General features: G+C 55.6%; 11 protein-coding genes. 9 read left to right on the top strand and 2 right to left on the bottom strand.

Going from position 1 to position 14,313, the window contains the following annotated elements:
* Window positions 1-92: 92 nt before the first annotated feature.
* Window positions 93-3,470, bottom strand: a complete 3,378-nt coding sequence (gene amt / locus FRH_RS15570; RefSeq protein WP_281997227.1) for an ammonium transporter — start codon at window positions 3,468-3,470, stop codon at window positions 93-95.
* Window positions 3,471-3,804: 334 nt separating this feature from the next.
* Here amt and FRH_RS15565 point away from each other — a divergent pair, with 334 nt between their 5' ends.
* The 4 genes from FRH_RS15565 (at window position 3,805) to FRH_RS15550 (ending at window position 7,943) form a co-directional block, all read left to right on the top strand.
* Window positions 3,805-5,046, top strand: coding sequence for an FAD-dependent oxidoreductase (locus tag FRH_RS15565; protein ID WP_281997226.1), 1,242 nt, complete (start codon window positions 3,805-3,807; stop codon window positions 5,044-5,046).
* Between the two features lie 102 nt (window positions 5,047-5,148).
* Window positions 5,149-5,358, top strand: a complete 210-nt coding sequence (locus FRH_RS15560) for a putative motility protein (RefSeq protein ID WP_139527516.1) — start codon at window positions 5,149-5,151, stop codon at window positions 5,356-5,358.
* 188 nt (window positions 5,359-5,546) lie between these two features.
* The gene (locus FRH_RS15555; protein WP_139527518.1) at window positions 5,547-7,136 is read left to right on the top strand and encodes a peptide chain release factor 3; all 1,590 of its coding nucleotides are present in this window, start codon (window positions 5,547-5,549) and stop codon (window positions 7,134-7,136) included.
* Window positions 7,137-7,154: 18 nt separating this feature from the next.
* On the top strand, window positions 7,155-7,943 hold the full coding sequence (locus tag FRH_RS15550) for a TatD family hydrolase (RefSeq protein ID WP_281997225.1): 789 nt from the start codon (window positions 7,155-7,157) through the stop codon (window positions 7,941-7,943).
* Here the strand turns inward: FRH_RS15550 and FRH_RS15545 are convergent.
* A complete protein-coding gene (locus tag FRH_RS15545; RefSeq protein ID WP_281997224.1) occupies window positions 7,934-8,890 on the bottom strand; it encodes a folate-binding protein in 957 nt (318 codons plus the stop codon). The two genes, FRH_RS15550 and FRH_RS15545, sit on opposite strands and share 10 nt — an antisense overlap.
* Window positions 8,891-9,075: 185 nt before the next feature.
* Between FRH_RS15545 and FRH_RS15540 the strand changes: the two genes are divergently transcribed.
* The 5 genes from FRH_RS15540 to FRH_RS15520 all read left to right on the top strand — a co-directional run bounded on the left by FRH_RS15540 (window position 9,076) and on the right by FRH_RS15520 (window position 14,246).
* The gene (locus FRH_RS15540; protein ID WP_139527524.1) at window positions 9,076-9,273 is read left to right on the top strand and encodes a hypothetical protein; all 198 of its coding nucleotides are present in this window, start codon (window positions 9,076-9,078) and stop codon (window positions 9,271-9,273) included.
* Window positions 9,274-9,681 carry an OsmC family protein gene (locus FRH_RS15535; protein ID WP_239295737.1) on the top strand — a complete coding sequence of 136 codons (408 nt, stop codon included), beginning with the start codon at window positions 9,274-9,276 and terminating at the stop codon, window positions 9,679-9,681. It abuts the gene before it with no gap.
* A gap of 24 nt (window positions 9,682-9,705) precedes the next feature.
* Complete coding sequence (gene uvrB, locus FRH_RS15530) at window positions 9,706-11,730, top strand: excinuclease ABC subunit UvrB (RefSeq protein ID WP_281997223.1); 2,025 nt, start codon at window positions 9,706-9,708, stop codon at window positions 11,728-11,730.
* 3 nt (window positions 11,731-11,733) lie between these two features.
* Window positions 11,734-12,564: an endonuclease VIII gene (nei, locus tag FRH_RS15525; protein ID WP_139527529.1), complete on the top strand. Its 831-nt coding sequence runs from the start codon at window positions 11,734-11,736 to the stop codon at window positions 12,562-12,564.
* Window positions 12,565-12,740: 176 nt separating this feature from the next.
* On the top strand, window positions 12,741-14,246 hold the full coding sequence (locus FRH_RS15520; protein WP_139527531.1) for a fumarate hydratase: 1,506 nt from the start codon (window positions 12,741-12,743) through the stop codon (window positions 14,244-14,246).
* Window positions 14,247-14,313: the final 67 nt, after the last annotated feature.

The raw sequence follows: 14,313 nt of genomic DNA, 5'->3' as shown, positions 1-14,313 counted from the left end.
TTAACCTGATCGCTGTTTTCTTGCCTCTCATATTTTCCCTCTTTTCTTCTCCTTCCTTTTTGTGCTTCTTCTTATTTGTTCGGCCGTTTTGTTTATCTCGGCATGACTTTTATCCGTCCCTCCGCTGTCACGGTGATGGGCTCCGGTTGACCCAGTAAATACCCCTGCGCGTAATCGATTCCCAGTGAACGCAGCGTGTCCAATGTCGATTGATGTTCGACGTATTCGGCTACCGTGTCGATGTGCAGAGCTTTCCCAACCGCATGAATGGCTTCTACCATCGCGCGATCGATAGGATCGGTATGAATATTGCGGATGAAGCTGCCATCGATTTTGAGGTAGTCGACGGAGAGTTGCTTCAAGTAGCTAAAAGAAGAGAGACCGGTGCCGAAGTCATCGAGGGCAAATCGGCAGCCTAGAGATTTGAGCGACTGAATCAGTTCGCTCACCTTGGAGAGCTGTGCAATCGCAGCGCTTTCGGTAATTTCGAAACATAGGGTGCCGTCAGGCAGACTGGCACCACGCACGTGCTGTATCAGCTCCTGACAAAAATCGCTGTCTGATAGGGAGTCCCCCGATAAATTGATCCCCCACTGGCCAATGGTATCTCCCTCAGCGCAGCGATGGCGGTCACTCAGCCAGGCGAGCGTATTGCGCACCACCCAGCGATCGATGCGGGGCATGAAGTGATAGCGTTCAGCGGCAGGTAGAAAGCTGCCAGGAGCGATCAGTGTGCCGTTCTCCTCCAAGCGCAGCAAGATCTCTCGATAGCCTGAGTGATGACCGTTAACCGCGGTAATAGGCTGTGCGAACAAGCGAAATGTATCGTTATCCAAGGCATTTTGCAGCCGCTGAACCCACTGCAACTCTCCATGACGCTCTAGTAGCAGATGATCGTCCGGTTGGTAGCAATGAAGACGATTTCGACCCGCTTCCTTGGCGGTATAGCACGCAGCATCGGCGGCGTGGAGTATGTCCGACAGACGCATGGCGTGCTCGGGCGTCATCGCGACCAAGCCGATGCTAACGCCAATGCCAAAGGTGTGGCCTTGCCATGCAAAGCGAAAATGTTCGATATCGCGACGAATCGCTTCACAGATGATATTGGCCTTCTTCATCGGGCAGTGAGTCAAGACGAGCGCAAATTCGTCCCCGCCTAGACGAGCAACCGTATCGCTATCCCGAACGTGTGCTTTCAGTTTTAACGCTATCTGTCGCAAAAGCTCATCCCCCGCCAGGTGTCCGCAGGTATCGTTGACGATCTTGAATTGATCCAGATCGAGATAGCAGAGCACGTGGTGGTGCTTCTCCTCCTGGGTGAGCAGTTTGGTCATCAGCGTCTCGAAGGCTCGCCGATTGAGGAGCCCTGTCAGATTGTCATGGGTCGCCTGGTAGCTGAGCTGTTCCGAAAGCTGTCGGGTCAAACTAACGTCTTGAAACACCACCACGGCACCAAGAGTCAGGCCGCCCCTCGAACGAATCGGGGCAGCGCTGTGCTGAATGGGCACGCGTTTGCCGCTATGGTGCAGTAGCTGGCAATGCTCGCTGAAATGCACCGCACGATGTTGGGTCAATACCTGTCGCGCGGGATTGCTGATGGGCTCGTCGCTCAGCTCGTCGCGAAGCTGATAAACGGTGTGAATCGGTTTGTTCGTCGCTTCGGCGAGCGTCCACCCTGTTAGCCGTTCGGCCTCACCATTGATAAAGGTAATGTTACCGCTGGCATCACAGGTGATCACGCCGTCGCCAATGGACGCTAGCGTGGTACGGGCCAAGTCTCGCTCTCTATTCAACTGCTCCTGAAGCTGCTTGCGCTCGGTGATGTCGCGCACCATGCCAGAACACTCTGAAGCCGAGCCGATAGCACCTTCACTTATTTGGAGTTCCAAGTAACGCACTTGCTGGTCCTCCAGTCGAAGCTTGATTTCATGCTTAGCGCCAGGGGCGAGGGGGGTATGGGGAAGCAGCGTGGTCACCGGACGACCAACCAGCTGTTCGGCGTCCACGTCGAACAGTGCTTCTGCGCCGGGATTCAGTCCCGTCAGTGTTCCATCGGCTTGCCAAGTAATGACACCATCGCGCAGGTTGCGCAGCATGACCTGCGTATGTCCCACTGCGCGTTCCAGCGCCGCTGATACACGGTTGTAACTAGCGGCGATTTCGCCTACTTCGGTGAACGGGTCCGCTTCGATCCGCTGGCGCATATCGCCCTGCCTTTCATGTTGGCGCATATGCTCGAGGAGTTGGTGGAGTTCGTTCTTGGCGCCATGCTCGGCGAGGTTGAGCCCCATTTTTTCCGCGTCCTCAGAGACCCGCAGAGGAAGAAAGCGACGTGTGATGCGAAACAGCATCCAGGCCATGCCAAAACTCCAAAGGCCGCAGGTCAACACGCCGAGTAGTTGAGTCCCAAATTGCTCCATGCGGCTAACATCGTTGCCAAGTCTGCTCATGTCCGCGAACCAAGGAAGGGCGAGGGTGCCCCACACACCGCTAACCAAATGAGCTGGGATGGCGCCTACTGCATCATCGATACGCTTTTTCAGCAGCCATTCGCTGGCCAGTACCATCAGCACGCCGCTTACGCTACCCAGTAAAAAGGCGGCATGGAGTGACAGCGCATGAGCACCTGCCGTGACGGCCACCAGACCAGCGATGGCCCCGTTGATGGCATACATGACATCGGCGTAGCGGCGCACCCGCCAGCCCACCAGCAGGGCCGATAAAATGCCGCCTACGGCACCCAGCATGGTGTTGGCGATAATCCCAGGCACGGAGCTATTCAGCGCGAGTGTGCTACCACCGTTAAATCCAAACCAACCCAGTATCATGAAGAGCGCCCCCAGCATTGCCAGCGGCAAGTTCCCCGCTGGAAACGCGGTGGGGGGATGATCGATCTGAAAGCGCCCTTGGCGCGGACCAATGACGATTACGGCTGCGAGGGCTACCCAGCCGCCAACACTGTGCACCACGGTCGCCCCGGCAAAGTCGATGAAGCCAAGTGTGGCCAACCAGCCAGGCATGCCTCCCAGTAAGCCGCCCCAGGCCCAGTGGCCGAACACCGGGTAAATCAATAGGGCAATCCAAAAGGCGGTCCATAAATAGCCAAGGAAAAGCATGCGCTCGGCAACGGCGCCTGCAACGATGGTAGCGGCCGTGGCGCAAAACATGGCCTGAAAGATGAAGACCGTCATGAGCCATGCGTTGGTAGGTTCCAATTGCCAGCCAAACAGGGAGCTGCCTAGCCATCCCATTTGCGAAACGCCAAACATCATGCCGAAACCGGCTAGCCAGAAAACGCTAACGGCAATAGCAAAATCCGCCAAGTTCTTCATTGCTACGTTGATGGCGTTTTTCGTGCGCGTAGTGCCCGCTTCCAAACAGAGAAAACCTGCTTGCATGACGAAGACGAGCGCTGCCGCCCATAGCACCCAAAGCGTGTCGATCAAGGTGGAGTCGAAGCTATCGGCCATGGTGTTTTCCTTGTACTGTTTTGGTGCATCGCAGACATGAAGGGGGTGCAAAGAATGTCGAGTTGCTTCTCATGGACGCAGCGTCCAGCCTAAAAGTGTCCATAACGATGGAGTGGCTCAGGTAGTGTTAATGGTAATGAAGCAATTGTTGTGCCGCGGATAGTTAAGTCATCCTTTATTGCGCTTTAAGCGTGATAAATGACTAAAAATGATAGATAAAACAGTTTTTATGACTGTGCAAATGCGGTTTGATTGGTGATATTTTTCAGTATGTTAACCATGCTGCTCACAGTATGAGTCTGAACAATATCCAGATAGAAAGGAGTGCATCAAAATGGCGCGTCAAACGGTGGTGTTGGGGGCAGGCATGGTAGGGGTCAGTATTGCTTGGCAGCTGCAGAAACGTGGCCATCAAGTCACGCTGGTCGATCGTCGCCAACCTGGCCGAGAAACCTCGTTTGGTAACGCGGGCATCATTCAGCGAGAGGCGGTTCGGCCCTATCCGTTTCCTCGCGATATGAAGACCATCCTTAGCGTGTTGCCTAATCGTCGTGTCGATATCCGTTACCGGCCTGCCGGAATGGTCAATGCCGCTTCACCGCTGCTGAGCTACTGGCACCACTCCTCATCTCGGCTTTATAAAAAAATCGTGCCCGAGTACGCCTCACTGATTCAGCTTTGCCTAGACGCCCATGGCCCGATGATCGAAGCGGCAAAGGCCGATCATTTGGTGCGTAAGGAGGGCTGGTTGGAGATATATCGCACTCAAGCGAAGCTCGATAAACGCATTCAAGAAGCTAAAGAGGCCCGCGAACTCTATGGCGTCGAATTTGCTGTGCTCAACCGCGCTGCGTTAAGCGTTAAAGAACCGCAGCTTGGTGATGACATTATTGGTGCCATTCACTGGCTCGATCCCTGGACCGTTGCTGACCCCGGTGGCCTGGTGGCGGCGTATGCGACGTCATTCGAGGCCATGGGTGGGGAGTTGTTACAGGCCGATATTACCGGCGTCACCCAGCACGGTGAGCGCTGGACCGTAACGACCAACGCAGCGTCGTTAGAGGTAGATCAAGTCGTCATGGCCTTGGGGCCGTGGGCGGGCCAGTGGATGAAGCCGCTGGGCTACCATTTCCCAACGTTCGTAAAGCGCGGCTATCACATGCACTATGCGACTCAGCCAGAAGCGAAGCTGAATTACTGGTTGATGGATGCCGAAGTTGGTTATTTGCTGGCACCTATGAATGCGGGAGTGCGCTTGACCACTGGCGCGGAGCTGGACCGTCTTGAATCCCCAGCCGATGAAGAGCAATTGGGCGCTGCTGAGAAAGTCGCGCGCTCGATCTTTCCACTTGGGGAACGCAAGGACAGTGCGGCATGGAAAGGGGCTCGTCCATGCCTGCCGGACATGAAACCCGTTATTGGCCCAGCACCGCGCCATCCCGGCCTTTGGCTTGCGTTTGGCCATGGCCACCAAGGGTTTACTCTGGGACCTGCGACTGGCCAATTACTAGCGGATATGATGGAAAATAAACCAACGGCCATCGATATGAGTCCCTTCCGTGCGGATCGTTTTTAAACGCCTTGTCGCACATCTTTACATAATCACGAGGGAGAAACATGGCTCCGTCGGTTTGGGTTTGCTAGGCTATGGATGTCATCTATAGGAGTGAGGTGTAGTATGGATGTAGCTGCAAGCAATGCCGTCAGCACCGCGCTGTACATGAATCAGGCGCAAACCGCTGAGCAAGCGCAAATGCAAATGTTCCGCGAGGCTCTGGACGTTCAAGCTGAGCAAATCACTGAAGTGTTGGCATCTGCTGACACCGGTGCTCAGCCGAACCTTGCTCAAGAGGGTAGCGTGGGCACCCAGGTGAATACCTACGCCTAACGCTTGCTCTTGTTGAGTGCTTGCCTCAATAGACCCAAACGCCGACACTGTCGGCGTTTTTTTGTGCACTGGACGTTACTCACGTGGTGGTATGCCGTTGCAGGCGACTTGCGTTACCATAGGCTTATTGCGTCGAGGATTTGGCGCCAAGTTTTAAGTCATCACGTTGCACCTTCTTAGAGAACTCCATGTCTGACGCCCAAATAGCGCGCGAAGCCGAGCTGCGCCGTACTTTTGCGATTATTTCGCACCCTGACGCCGGTAAAACCACGATCACAGAAAAGATGCTGCTGTTCGGGAATGCCATTCAGCTGGCGGGGTCGGTGAAAAGTAAACGTAATGATCGCCACGCAACGTCCGACTGGATGAAGATGGAGCAGGAGCGCGGTATTTCGGTCACCACCTCCGTGATGCAGTTTCCTTACGGCGGCCGTATCGTCAATCTGCTGGATACGCCGGGTCACGAGGATTTCTCCGAAGATACCTATCGTACCCTGACGGCGGTGGATTCTGCGCTGATGGTCATCGACGGCGCGAAAGGCGTCGAAGATCGCACGATCAAGTTGATGGAAGTATGCCGTTTGCGCACGACGCCCATTCTGACGTTCATCAATAAAATGGATCGCGATATACGCGATCCCATCGAAGTCATGGATGAGGTCGAAACGGTCCTCAATATCCAGTGTGCGCCGATGACGTGGCCGATCGGGATGGGGCGCCATTTCAAAGGGGTGTATCACCTCTACAATGATGTCATCCATCTTTACACGCAAGGGCAAGGCAACCGTATTCCTGAGGATAAGCGAATTGAGGGATTGGATAACCCTGAGGTAGACGCGATCCTGGGCGAGGAGCAAGCCGAAGAGCTTCGCATGGAGGTCGATTTGGTGCGCGGCGCGTCTCACGAATTCGACTTAGAAGCCTATCGTCGTGGTGAACTGACGCCGGTCTATTTTGGTACCGCCATGGGTAACTTTGGCGTGCGTGAAATGTTGGATGGCTTCGTTGAGCATGCGCCATCACCACAACCTCGCGAGACCGATACCCGCGAAGTGACCGCGAAAGACGAGCGATTCACTGGTTTCGTCTTCAAAATTCAAGCCAATATGGATCCGAATCATCGTGACCGCATTGCGTTTCTGCGCGTCTGTTCGGGTAAGTATGAAAAGAACATGAAAATGCGCCATGTGCGCATTGGTAAAGACGTCAAGATCGCCGATGCCCTGACGTTCATGGCCTCGGACCGCTCTCAAGTAGAGGAGGCGTGGCCTGGCGATATCATCGGCTTACATAACCACGGCACGATTCAGATTGGCGATACGTTCACCGTCGGTGAAGATATGCGCTTTACGGGGATCCCTCATTTCGCTCCTGAGCTTTTCAAGCGGGTTCGCCTAAAGGATCCTCTCAAGATGAAAGCGCTGCAAAAAGGCCTGCAGCAGCTCTCTGAAGAGGGCGCTACGCAGGTATTCATGCCGATGGACAACAACGACCTGATTCTGGGGGCCGTGGGTACGCTTCAGTTCGATGTGGTCGCCCACCGTTTGAAAGAGGAGTACAAGGTCGACTGCCTTTACGAGGGCGTCAATGTGCAAACCGCACGCTGGGTCTATTGTGACGACGCGAAAATGCTCGAAGAGTTCAAGCGTAAGGCAAGCGCCAACTTGGCTATCGACGGTGGTGGCTATCTAACCTACATCGCGCCGACGCGGGTCAACCTGCAAATGACCCAGGAGCGCTGGCCAGACATTCGTTTCCAGCCAACCCGCGAGCATTAATATCCGCAAGGGGGATAGATGCTGATAGACGCCCACTGTCATTTGGACGTTGCGGAGTTCGAGACGGACCGTGATGCCGTCATCGCCGCTGCGAAGGCCGTGGGCGTCTGCCGCTTCATCGTGCCTGCGACGGTGCGGCAGCGTTGGCCGCATGTGCTGGCGCTCGGCGAGCGTGACGATGTCCGCATCTGTCTCGGGCTTCATCCTTACTTCATTGAGCACCATCACCCAGATGATTTGACGGCTCTCGAGGCGCTGGTCACCCAGCAGCTCGAGGGGGCGCCTAAGGACCGGCCGGTGGCGATTGGTGAGTGCGGTATCGATGGTCGTTTTACCGATAGTCTGGACGCTCAGTGGCACTACTTCGATGCCCAGCTTTCTATCGCCAAGCGAAGCCGTCTACCGGTCGTGGTTCACTGCGTCAAGGCCAATGACAAAGTCAGTCAGCGGTTGCGCCAACAAGCGTTGCCAAGGGCAGGGCTCGTTCATGCCTTTTCTGGCTCCTACGAACAGGCCGCCAAGTTTTTGGATATGGGCTACATGCTGGGATTGGGGGGGGCGGTGACCTATGAGCGTGCTCAAAAGTTACGCCGCGTAGTGGCAAAATTGCCTGATGATGGGTTCGTGCTGGAAACCGATAGCCCCGATATGCCGTTAAGTGGCTACCAAGGCCAGCGCAACGAACCTTCGCACGTGGCGCAGGTGGCGAAGGTAGTGGCAGAGTTGAGAAAACAGCGCTTCGCAACCGTGGCGGCATTGAGCAGTGCCAACGCCGCCCGGCTGTTTGCATTAGACGATCAGTTCTGAGCAAGCTGAGCGGCTATCTGCTCAGGGTCCAAGCGCTCAATCGGATAGGGAAGCGCCTGCAAGGTAAGAGGTGTTGTCTGCCAATAGACGGTCACGCCGTCTTCCATCACCTTGGTATTCATTACGGCCAGAAGCTCGATGTGCTGATCATCGCTGGTTGCACTGCTGACGACTTCGCCTAACGATTTACCGCTCTCATCCATTAGGGTGGCACCCAGCTCGGGCAGCGAGGCAGTGTGTGCGCGGGCGTGCACGAGGCGCTTCTTGACTTGGCCGCGGAAATGGGCGCGGGCAACGACCTCCTGGCCGGTATAGCACCCTTTCTTGAAACTAATCCCGCCCAACGCTTCCCAATTCAGCATTTGTGGTAGGAACTGGTCCTGCTGAGCGGCTGTGAGCCACGCCAGTCCGCTACGGATATCTGACAGCTTCCAGGCGTTGAGCAATGCCTCGCTGTCTGTCAAGAGATTTTGAGGCTCTTCTTCGAACATGAATAGCCAACGAGGAGACCCTGGGAGGCGTAGCACCGTGCCAGACGTGCTAGTGGCGTGGGTGTAGGGCTGCTCTGGCAACGTCACGCCCAGACAATAGGCCAAGTTTTCGGCTGACTCACTGACGCCTGCGAAAATGATGTTTTGTGCCACTGTTAACTCCGCTTTGTAAAAAGCGGCAAATTTGTTCAGGTGTTTGGCCAGATCATTCGCCAGAGAGGCGTCGAGAATCAGCCGATAATGATTCATCTCGAGCCTACACAGCTGTCCGTTGGCCAACATGCGGCCCTTTGGGGTACAAAAACAGGTAAGCGGCGCAAACGAGCCGTTTGCCAATCCCACTTGCGCGCTGGTTTGACCTTGCAAGAATTTCTCCGCATCGGCCCCTTTGATATCCAGTGCAGCATATTGATCCAACCGTACGGCACTAGAGGGCGGCGTCTTCTCCATGGTCATGGTCGCTCCTGAACATTGTGGGTAAGCATCGTCTATCTTTATCAAAATGTGGGCAGACTTGTTGGATTGCAAGGCCTTGACGGCATGCTAGACTCTTCATTCTGTATCAGGTTTGCATAGGTAATGGTCGTTGCCGGTTACCACGACGCAACCTAGGCAAACACTTTTCCTCGAAAGGACGTTCCATGGCAGTTCAATCATTGAGTTTTCAGGGTGTTACCACCGCAGAACAAGTCAACAAAATTACCACCGCTCTGATGATGTTGGATGGCGTCGATAGCGCTGAAGTGGGGCGCTATGGTGCAGAAGTGGAGGGGCGCGCGAAACGAGACGCTCTCATCAAGGCCATTGAAAAACTCAACCTGCGCATCAAGGTATCGTAAATGCACCCGCCTATCGTGGTGATCAGTGAACGAAATAGCGCCTTTCGTCAGCGCGTCGAGGTCAACGGCATGGATGACCTCTTTGCGGACGTGCCCACGGTGGTAGGAGGAGATGAAAGCGCTCCAGATCCCCATGACTATTTTGATATTGCGCTGGGAACCTGCAAGGCGATCACGGTCCAAATGTACGCCAAACGTAAGCAGTGGCCGTTGGAAGGGGTGACCGTCACAGTGCAGCGCGATGACAGCGGCGAACGCCAAGGTCACTACAAGCTGGACGTGACGTTAGAGCTTCATGGCATCAGCGTTCCAGAGCAACGCGCTAAACTGGAGGAGATAAGCCATCGCTGCCCGATCCAACGCCTGATGACCCAGGCGACGATCGAGATAGCCACCCACACCGTGTAGGCCCATTCGCCAATAGGAGCAAAGATGAGCAAGGAATTTCGTCTGCAGTCAAAATTTCAGCCTGCGGGCGATCAGCCTGCGGCCATCCGCGGGTTGATTAGCGGTTTGGAATCCGGGCTTGCCCATCAGACGCTGCTTGGTGTCACCGGTTCGGGTAAAACCTTCACTATGGCCAACGTGGTTCAGCAGTTGCAACGACCCACGATCGTCATGGCGCCCAACAAAACGCTAGCAGCCCAGCTTTACGGGGAGTTCAAGTCGTTCTTTCCTGATAACGCCGTCGAGTACTTCGTTTCGTATTACGACTACTACCAGCCAGAGGCCTACGTGCCTTCTTCAGATACGTTCATCGAGAAAGACGCTTCGATCAATGACCATATCGAGCAAATGCGCCTGTCCGCCACCAAAGCCCTGTTAGAGCGTCGGGATGCGCTGATCGTCGTTTCCGTATCGGCGATCTATGGTTTGGGGGATCCCGATCAGTACTTGAAGATGCGTCTTCATTTTACACGCGGTGAACTGATCGATCAGCGTGCGTTTTTGCGCCGTTTGGCCGAGCTTCAGTACACCCGTAACGATATGGATTTCCGTCGCGGTACCTACCGCGTGCGGGGCGATGTCATCGATATTTTTCCAGCGGACTCGGACGAAGAGGCGGTGCGCGTCGAGCTGTTCGACGACGAAATCGACTCTATTCGTTTGTTTGATCCGCTGACCGGCGATGTTCGTGGTCAAGTACCTCGCATGACGATCTACCCGAAGTCCCACTACGTGACGCCCCGAGAAACCATTCTTGAAGCTATCGACGCCATCAAAGCCGAGCTCAAAGAGCGCTTGGAGTGGCTGCGTCATCACGAGCGTCTGGTAGAGGCTCAGCGGCTAGAGCAGCGAACGCTCTACGACATCGAGATGATGCTCGAATTGGGCTACTGCAACGGGATTGAAAACTACTCGCGCTACCTCTCAGGCCGTGCTCCTGGCGAGCCGCCTCCCACGTTTTTCGACTACTTGCCGGATGATGCGCTGCTGTTTATCGACGAGTCACACGTCAGCGTGCCTCAAGTGGGAGGGATGTACAAAGGCGACCGTTCGCGTAAAGAAACGCTGGTGGAGTATGGATTTCGCTTACCGTCCGCGTTGGATAACCGGCCGATGAAGTTCGAGGAGTGGGAGGCGATCTCACCCCAAACGATTTTCGTGTCGGCGACACCTGGGCCTTACGAGGCCGAGCACGCAGGTCAAATCGTCGAGCAGGTCGTGCGACCAACGGGCTTGTTGGATCCGCAGATCGAAGTGCGCCCGGCCAGTTCGCAGGTGGACGACCTGCTGTCGGAGATTGGCTTACGTAACGCCGTTGGCGAGCGTGTGCTGGTGACAACGCTGACCAAGCGCATGGCGGAAGACCTGACGGATTACCTCGATGAACACGATATCCGGGTGCGCTACCTGCACTCCGATATCGATACGGTCGAGCGTGTCGAGATCATCCGAGACCTGCGGCTGGGTAAGTTCGATGTCCTGGTGGGTATCAACCTGCTTCGGGAAGGGTTGGACATTCCTGAAGTATCGCTGGTCGCCATTTTGGATGCCGACAAAGAAGGCTTCCTGCGCGCTGAACGCTCGTTGATCCAAACCATTGGACGTGCCGCACGCAATGCCAGCGGCAAGGCGATTCTGTACGGTGATCGAATCACCGATTCCATGCGTAAAGCGATCGATGAGACCGAGCGACGCCGTGCCAAACAGATGGCGCATAATGAAAAGCATGGTATTACGCCCACGACGGTCACGCGCTCCGTGGCGGACATCCTCGAAGCGGCCCAAACGCCGGGTAAAAAGGGCAATCGCCGTAAGGGTAGCGAGCGTAAAGTGGCCGAGCTATCGGGCGGATACGATGTGGCGTCCATGAACCAGCAGGAGCTTCTGGCCGCCATCAGCAAGATCGAAGATGCCATGTTCGAAGCAGCGCAAAACCTGGAGTTCGAAGAGGCTGCCCGGCTCCGCGACCAGCTGCATCAAATGAAAGAAAAACAGCTGGCGCTAGGATAACCGATGCCCGAAGGTCCCGAGATCCGCCGAGCGGCGGATCGCATTGAAAAGCAGATTGGTGGAAAAATTCTCGAGGATGCCTGGTTCGCCTTTCCCGAGCTTGCCAGTCAAGCCAGCTCGCTGATCGGTGTCAGGGTGTCGGCAGTGGACTCGTGGGGAAAAGCCATGCTGATTCGGTTTGCCGACCGTCGTGTGCTTTACTCGCACAACCAGCTTTATGGCGTATGGAAACTGCATGCTGACGACAAGCCACCCAATACGTCGCGCTCCTTACGAGTTCGTTTGGTGGCGGAAGGGCGTGCTGCTAGTTTATACAGTGCTTCTGACGTTTCGCTTTGGGAAGAGGACAGGCTGGCGCATCATCCGTTTTTATCCCGTTTAGGACCTGACTTGCTGAGCCAGCAAGTCAGTGCTGCCGACGTAGAGCAACGTCTTTTGTTACCGGCGTTTAGGCGCAGAAGTTTGGGAGCACTACTGCTCGACCAGGGGCTGGTCGCCGGCCTGGGTAACTACTTACGTTCTGAGATTCTGTTTTTTTCCCAGTTGCATCCCAAGCAGCGTCCTTGTGACCTCACGAGTGAGCAGCTAGCGGTGTTGTCGTCGCGCATCATCGATATTACCCGCACGGCTTACCGAACAGCAGGTGTCACCAATCAGGACGCGTGGATCGAACAAGCCGTTGCCTCTGGTGAGTCTCGCCGCCAATGGCGGTTCAGCGTGTTCGAGCGTGCCGGATTATCGTGCCACCGCTGTGGTTATGTGATTGAACGTACGACAATAGGGTCACGGCGACTCTATTGGTGCCCTCGGTGTCAGCCACCTCCTTCCCCGTAAATTTTATACCGTTATCTCAATTTTGATGATTCATAATCCTACCAAAGAGCTAAGTGAACAAAGCGCGTAGCCCACTGGATTGGCTGCCGCCTTGGGCCTCAATACGGTATACTTCCCGCACACTTAGACGGCCGCCAAGGCTGCAGCCTAGACGTTAACCGAGGAGCTGTTAATCCATGACCGTGATTCGCCAGGACGACGTGATCCAAAGCGTTGCCGATGCTCTGCAGTACATCTCTTACTACCATCCCAAAGATTTCATTGACGCCATGGCGGCGGCCTACGAGCGGGAAGAGAACCCGGCAGCCAAAGATGCCATCGCACAGATTTTGATCAATTCCCGCATGTGCGCTACGGGTCACCGCCCGATTTGCCAAGACACCGGCATCGTGACGGTCTTCGTACATGTGGGCATGAACGTCACATGGGACGCCGAGATGAGCCTTGACGACATGGTCAACGAAGGCGTGCGTCGTGCATACCAGTTGCCGGATAACGTATTGCGAGCCTCGGTTCTGGCCGATCCGGACGGCAAGCGTCAGAACACCAAAGACAACACGCCCGCCATCATCCACCATAAAATCGTGCCGGGCGATAAAGTCGACATCCATGTGGCCGCGAAGGGAGGCGGTAGCGAAGCAAAATCGAAATTCGCCATGCTTAACCCTTCCGACAGCGTAGTCGATTGGGTAATGGAGCAGCTTCCCAAAATGGGGGCGGGCTGGTGCCCACCGGGTATGCTGGGTATTGGGATTGGTGGCACCGCTGAAAAAGCGATGGAGATTGCCAAAGAAGCGCTGCTCGACCCTATCGATATCCAAGAACTACAGGCTCGCGGTGCCAGCAACCGTGCCGAAGAGCTGCGTCTCGAGCTATTCGACAAGGTGAACAAGAGTGGTATCGGCGCGCAGGGGCTGGGGGGCTTGACCACCGTGCTGGATATCAAAGTCAAAGATTACCCCACCCACGCGGCGAACAAGCCAGTGGCGATCATTCCCAACTGTGCCGCTACCCGCCACGCCCATTTCACGCTGGACGGTTCCGGCCCTGTGGCCTTACCGGCGCCGAAGCTCGAAGACTGGCCGGAAATTACCCGTGAAGCGGGCGACAACGTGAAGCGTGTCAATCTGGATACCGTCACCCCCGAGGAAGTGAAAACCTGGCAGCCTGGCGACACGCTGTTATTGAACGGTAAACTGCTCACGGGCCGTGATGCGGCTCACAAGCGCATGGTCGATATGATCGCCAAAGGCGAGCCGCTGCCTGTCGATATGAAAGGTCGTTTCATCTACTACGTTGGGCCGGTCGATCCGGTGGGTGACGAGGTAGTCGGCCCGGCTGGCCCTACGACGGCGACGCGAATGGACAAATTTACCCGTACGATGTTGGAGGAGACGGGGCTATTGGGCATGGTGGGTAAGGCCGAGCGTGGTCAAGCTGCCATCGAGGCAATTCGTGATAACCAAGCCGTTTATCTCATGGCGGTGGGTGGCTCTGCCTACTTAGTGGCGCAGGCCATCAAGAAATCACGGGTCGTAGGGTTCGAGGACCTAGGGATGGAAGCCATCTACGAATTCGAAGTGGAAGACATGCCCGTTACCGTTGCGGTGGATAGCCAAGGCACATCGGTGCACCAGACCGGTCCGGCCAAATGGAAAGAGATCATTGCTGAAAAAGCGTGATAGGCTGATGCAATAGACGTTGTATCACGACAGGAGCCCCGTTTTAGCGGGGCTCCTGTGTATGGAG

It is taken from the genome of Halomonas sp. A020 (assembly GCF_027943625.1).
Lineage (GTDB): Bacteria > Pseudomonadota > Gammaproteobacteria > Pseudomonadales > Halomonadaceae > Vreelandella > Vreelandella piezotolerans.
The sequence above is the reverse complement of the archived record's forward strand: the minus strand, read 5'-3'. Positions and strand labels throughout refer to the sequence as shown.

Excerpts from the sequence above, each read along its gene's own strand:
- amt (WP_281997227.1), bottom strand. The coding sequence starts at position 3,470 with ATGGCCGATAGCTTCGACTCCACCTTGATCGACACGCTTTGGGTGCTA.
- FRH_RS15565 (WP_281997226.1), top strand. The coding sequence starts at position 3,805 with ATGGCGCGTCAAACGGTGGTGTTGGGGGCAGGCATGGTAGGGGTCAGT.
- FRH_RS15560 (WP_139527516.1), top strand. The coding sequence starts at position 5,149 with ATGGATGTAGCTGCAAGCAATGCCGTCAGCACCGCGCTGTACATGAAT.
- FRH_RS15555 (WP_139527518.1), top strand. The coding sequence starts at position 5,547 with ATGTCTGACGCCCAAATAGCGCGCGAAGCCGAGCTGCGCCGTACTTTT.
- FRH_RS15550 (WP_281997225.1), top strand. The coding sequence starts at position 7,155 with ATGCTGATAGACGCCCACTGTCATTTGGACGTTGCGGAGTTCGAGACG.
- FRH_RS15545 (WP_281997224.1), bottom strand. The coding sequence starts at position 8,890 with ATGACCATGGAGAAGACGCCGCCCTCTAGTGCCGTACGGTTGGATCAA.
- FRH_RS15540 (WP_139527524.1), top strand. The coding sequence starts at position 9,076 with ATGGCAGTTCAATCATTGAGTTTTCAGGGTGTTACCACCGCAGAACAA.
- FRH_RS15535 (WP_239295737.1), top strand. The coding sequence starts at position 9,274 with ATGCACCCGCCTATCGTGGTGATCAGTGAACGAAATAGCGCCTTTCGT.
- uvrB (WP_281997223.1), top strand. The coding sequence starts at position 9,706 with ATGAGCAAGGAATTTCGTCTGCAGTCAAAATTTCAGCCTGCGGGCGAT.
- nei (WP_139527529.1), top strand. The coding sequence starts at position 11,734 with ATGCCCGAAGGTCCCGAGATCCGCCGAGCGGCGGATCGCATTGAAAAG.
- FRH_RS15520 (WP_139527531.1), top strand. The coding sequence starts at position 12,741 with ATGACCGTGATTCGCCAGGACGACGTGATCCAAAGCGTTGCCGATGCT.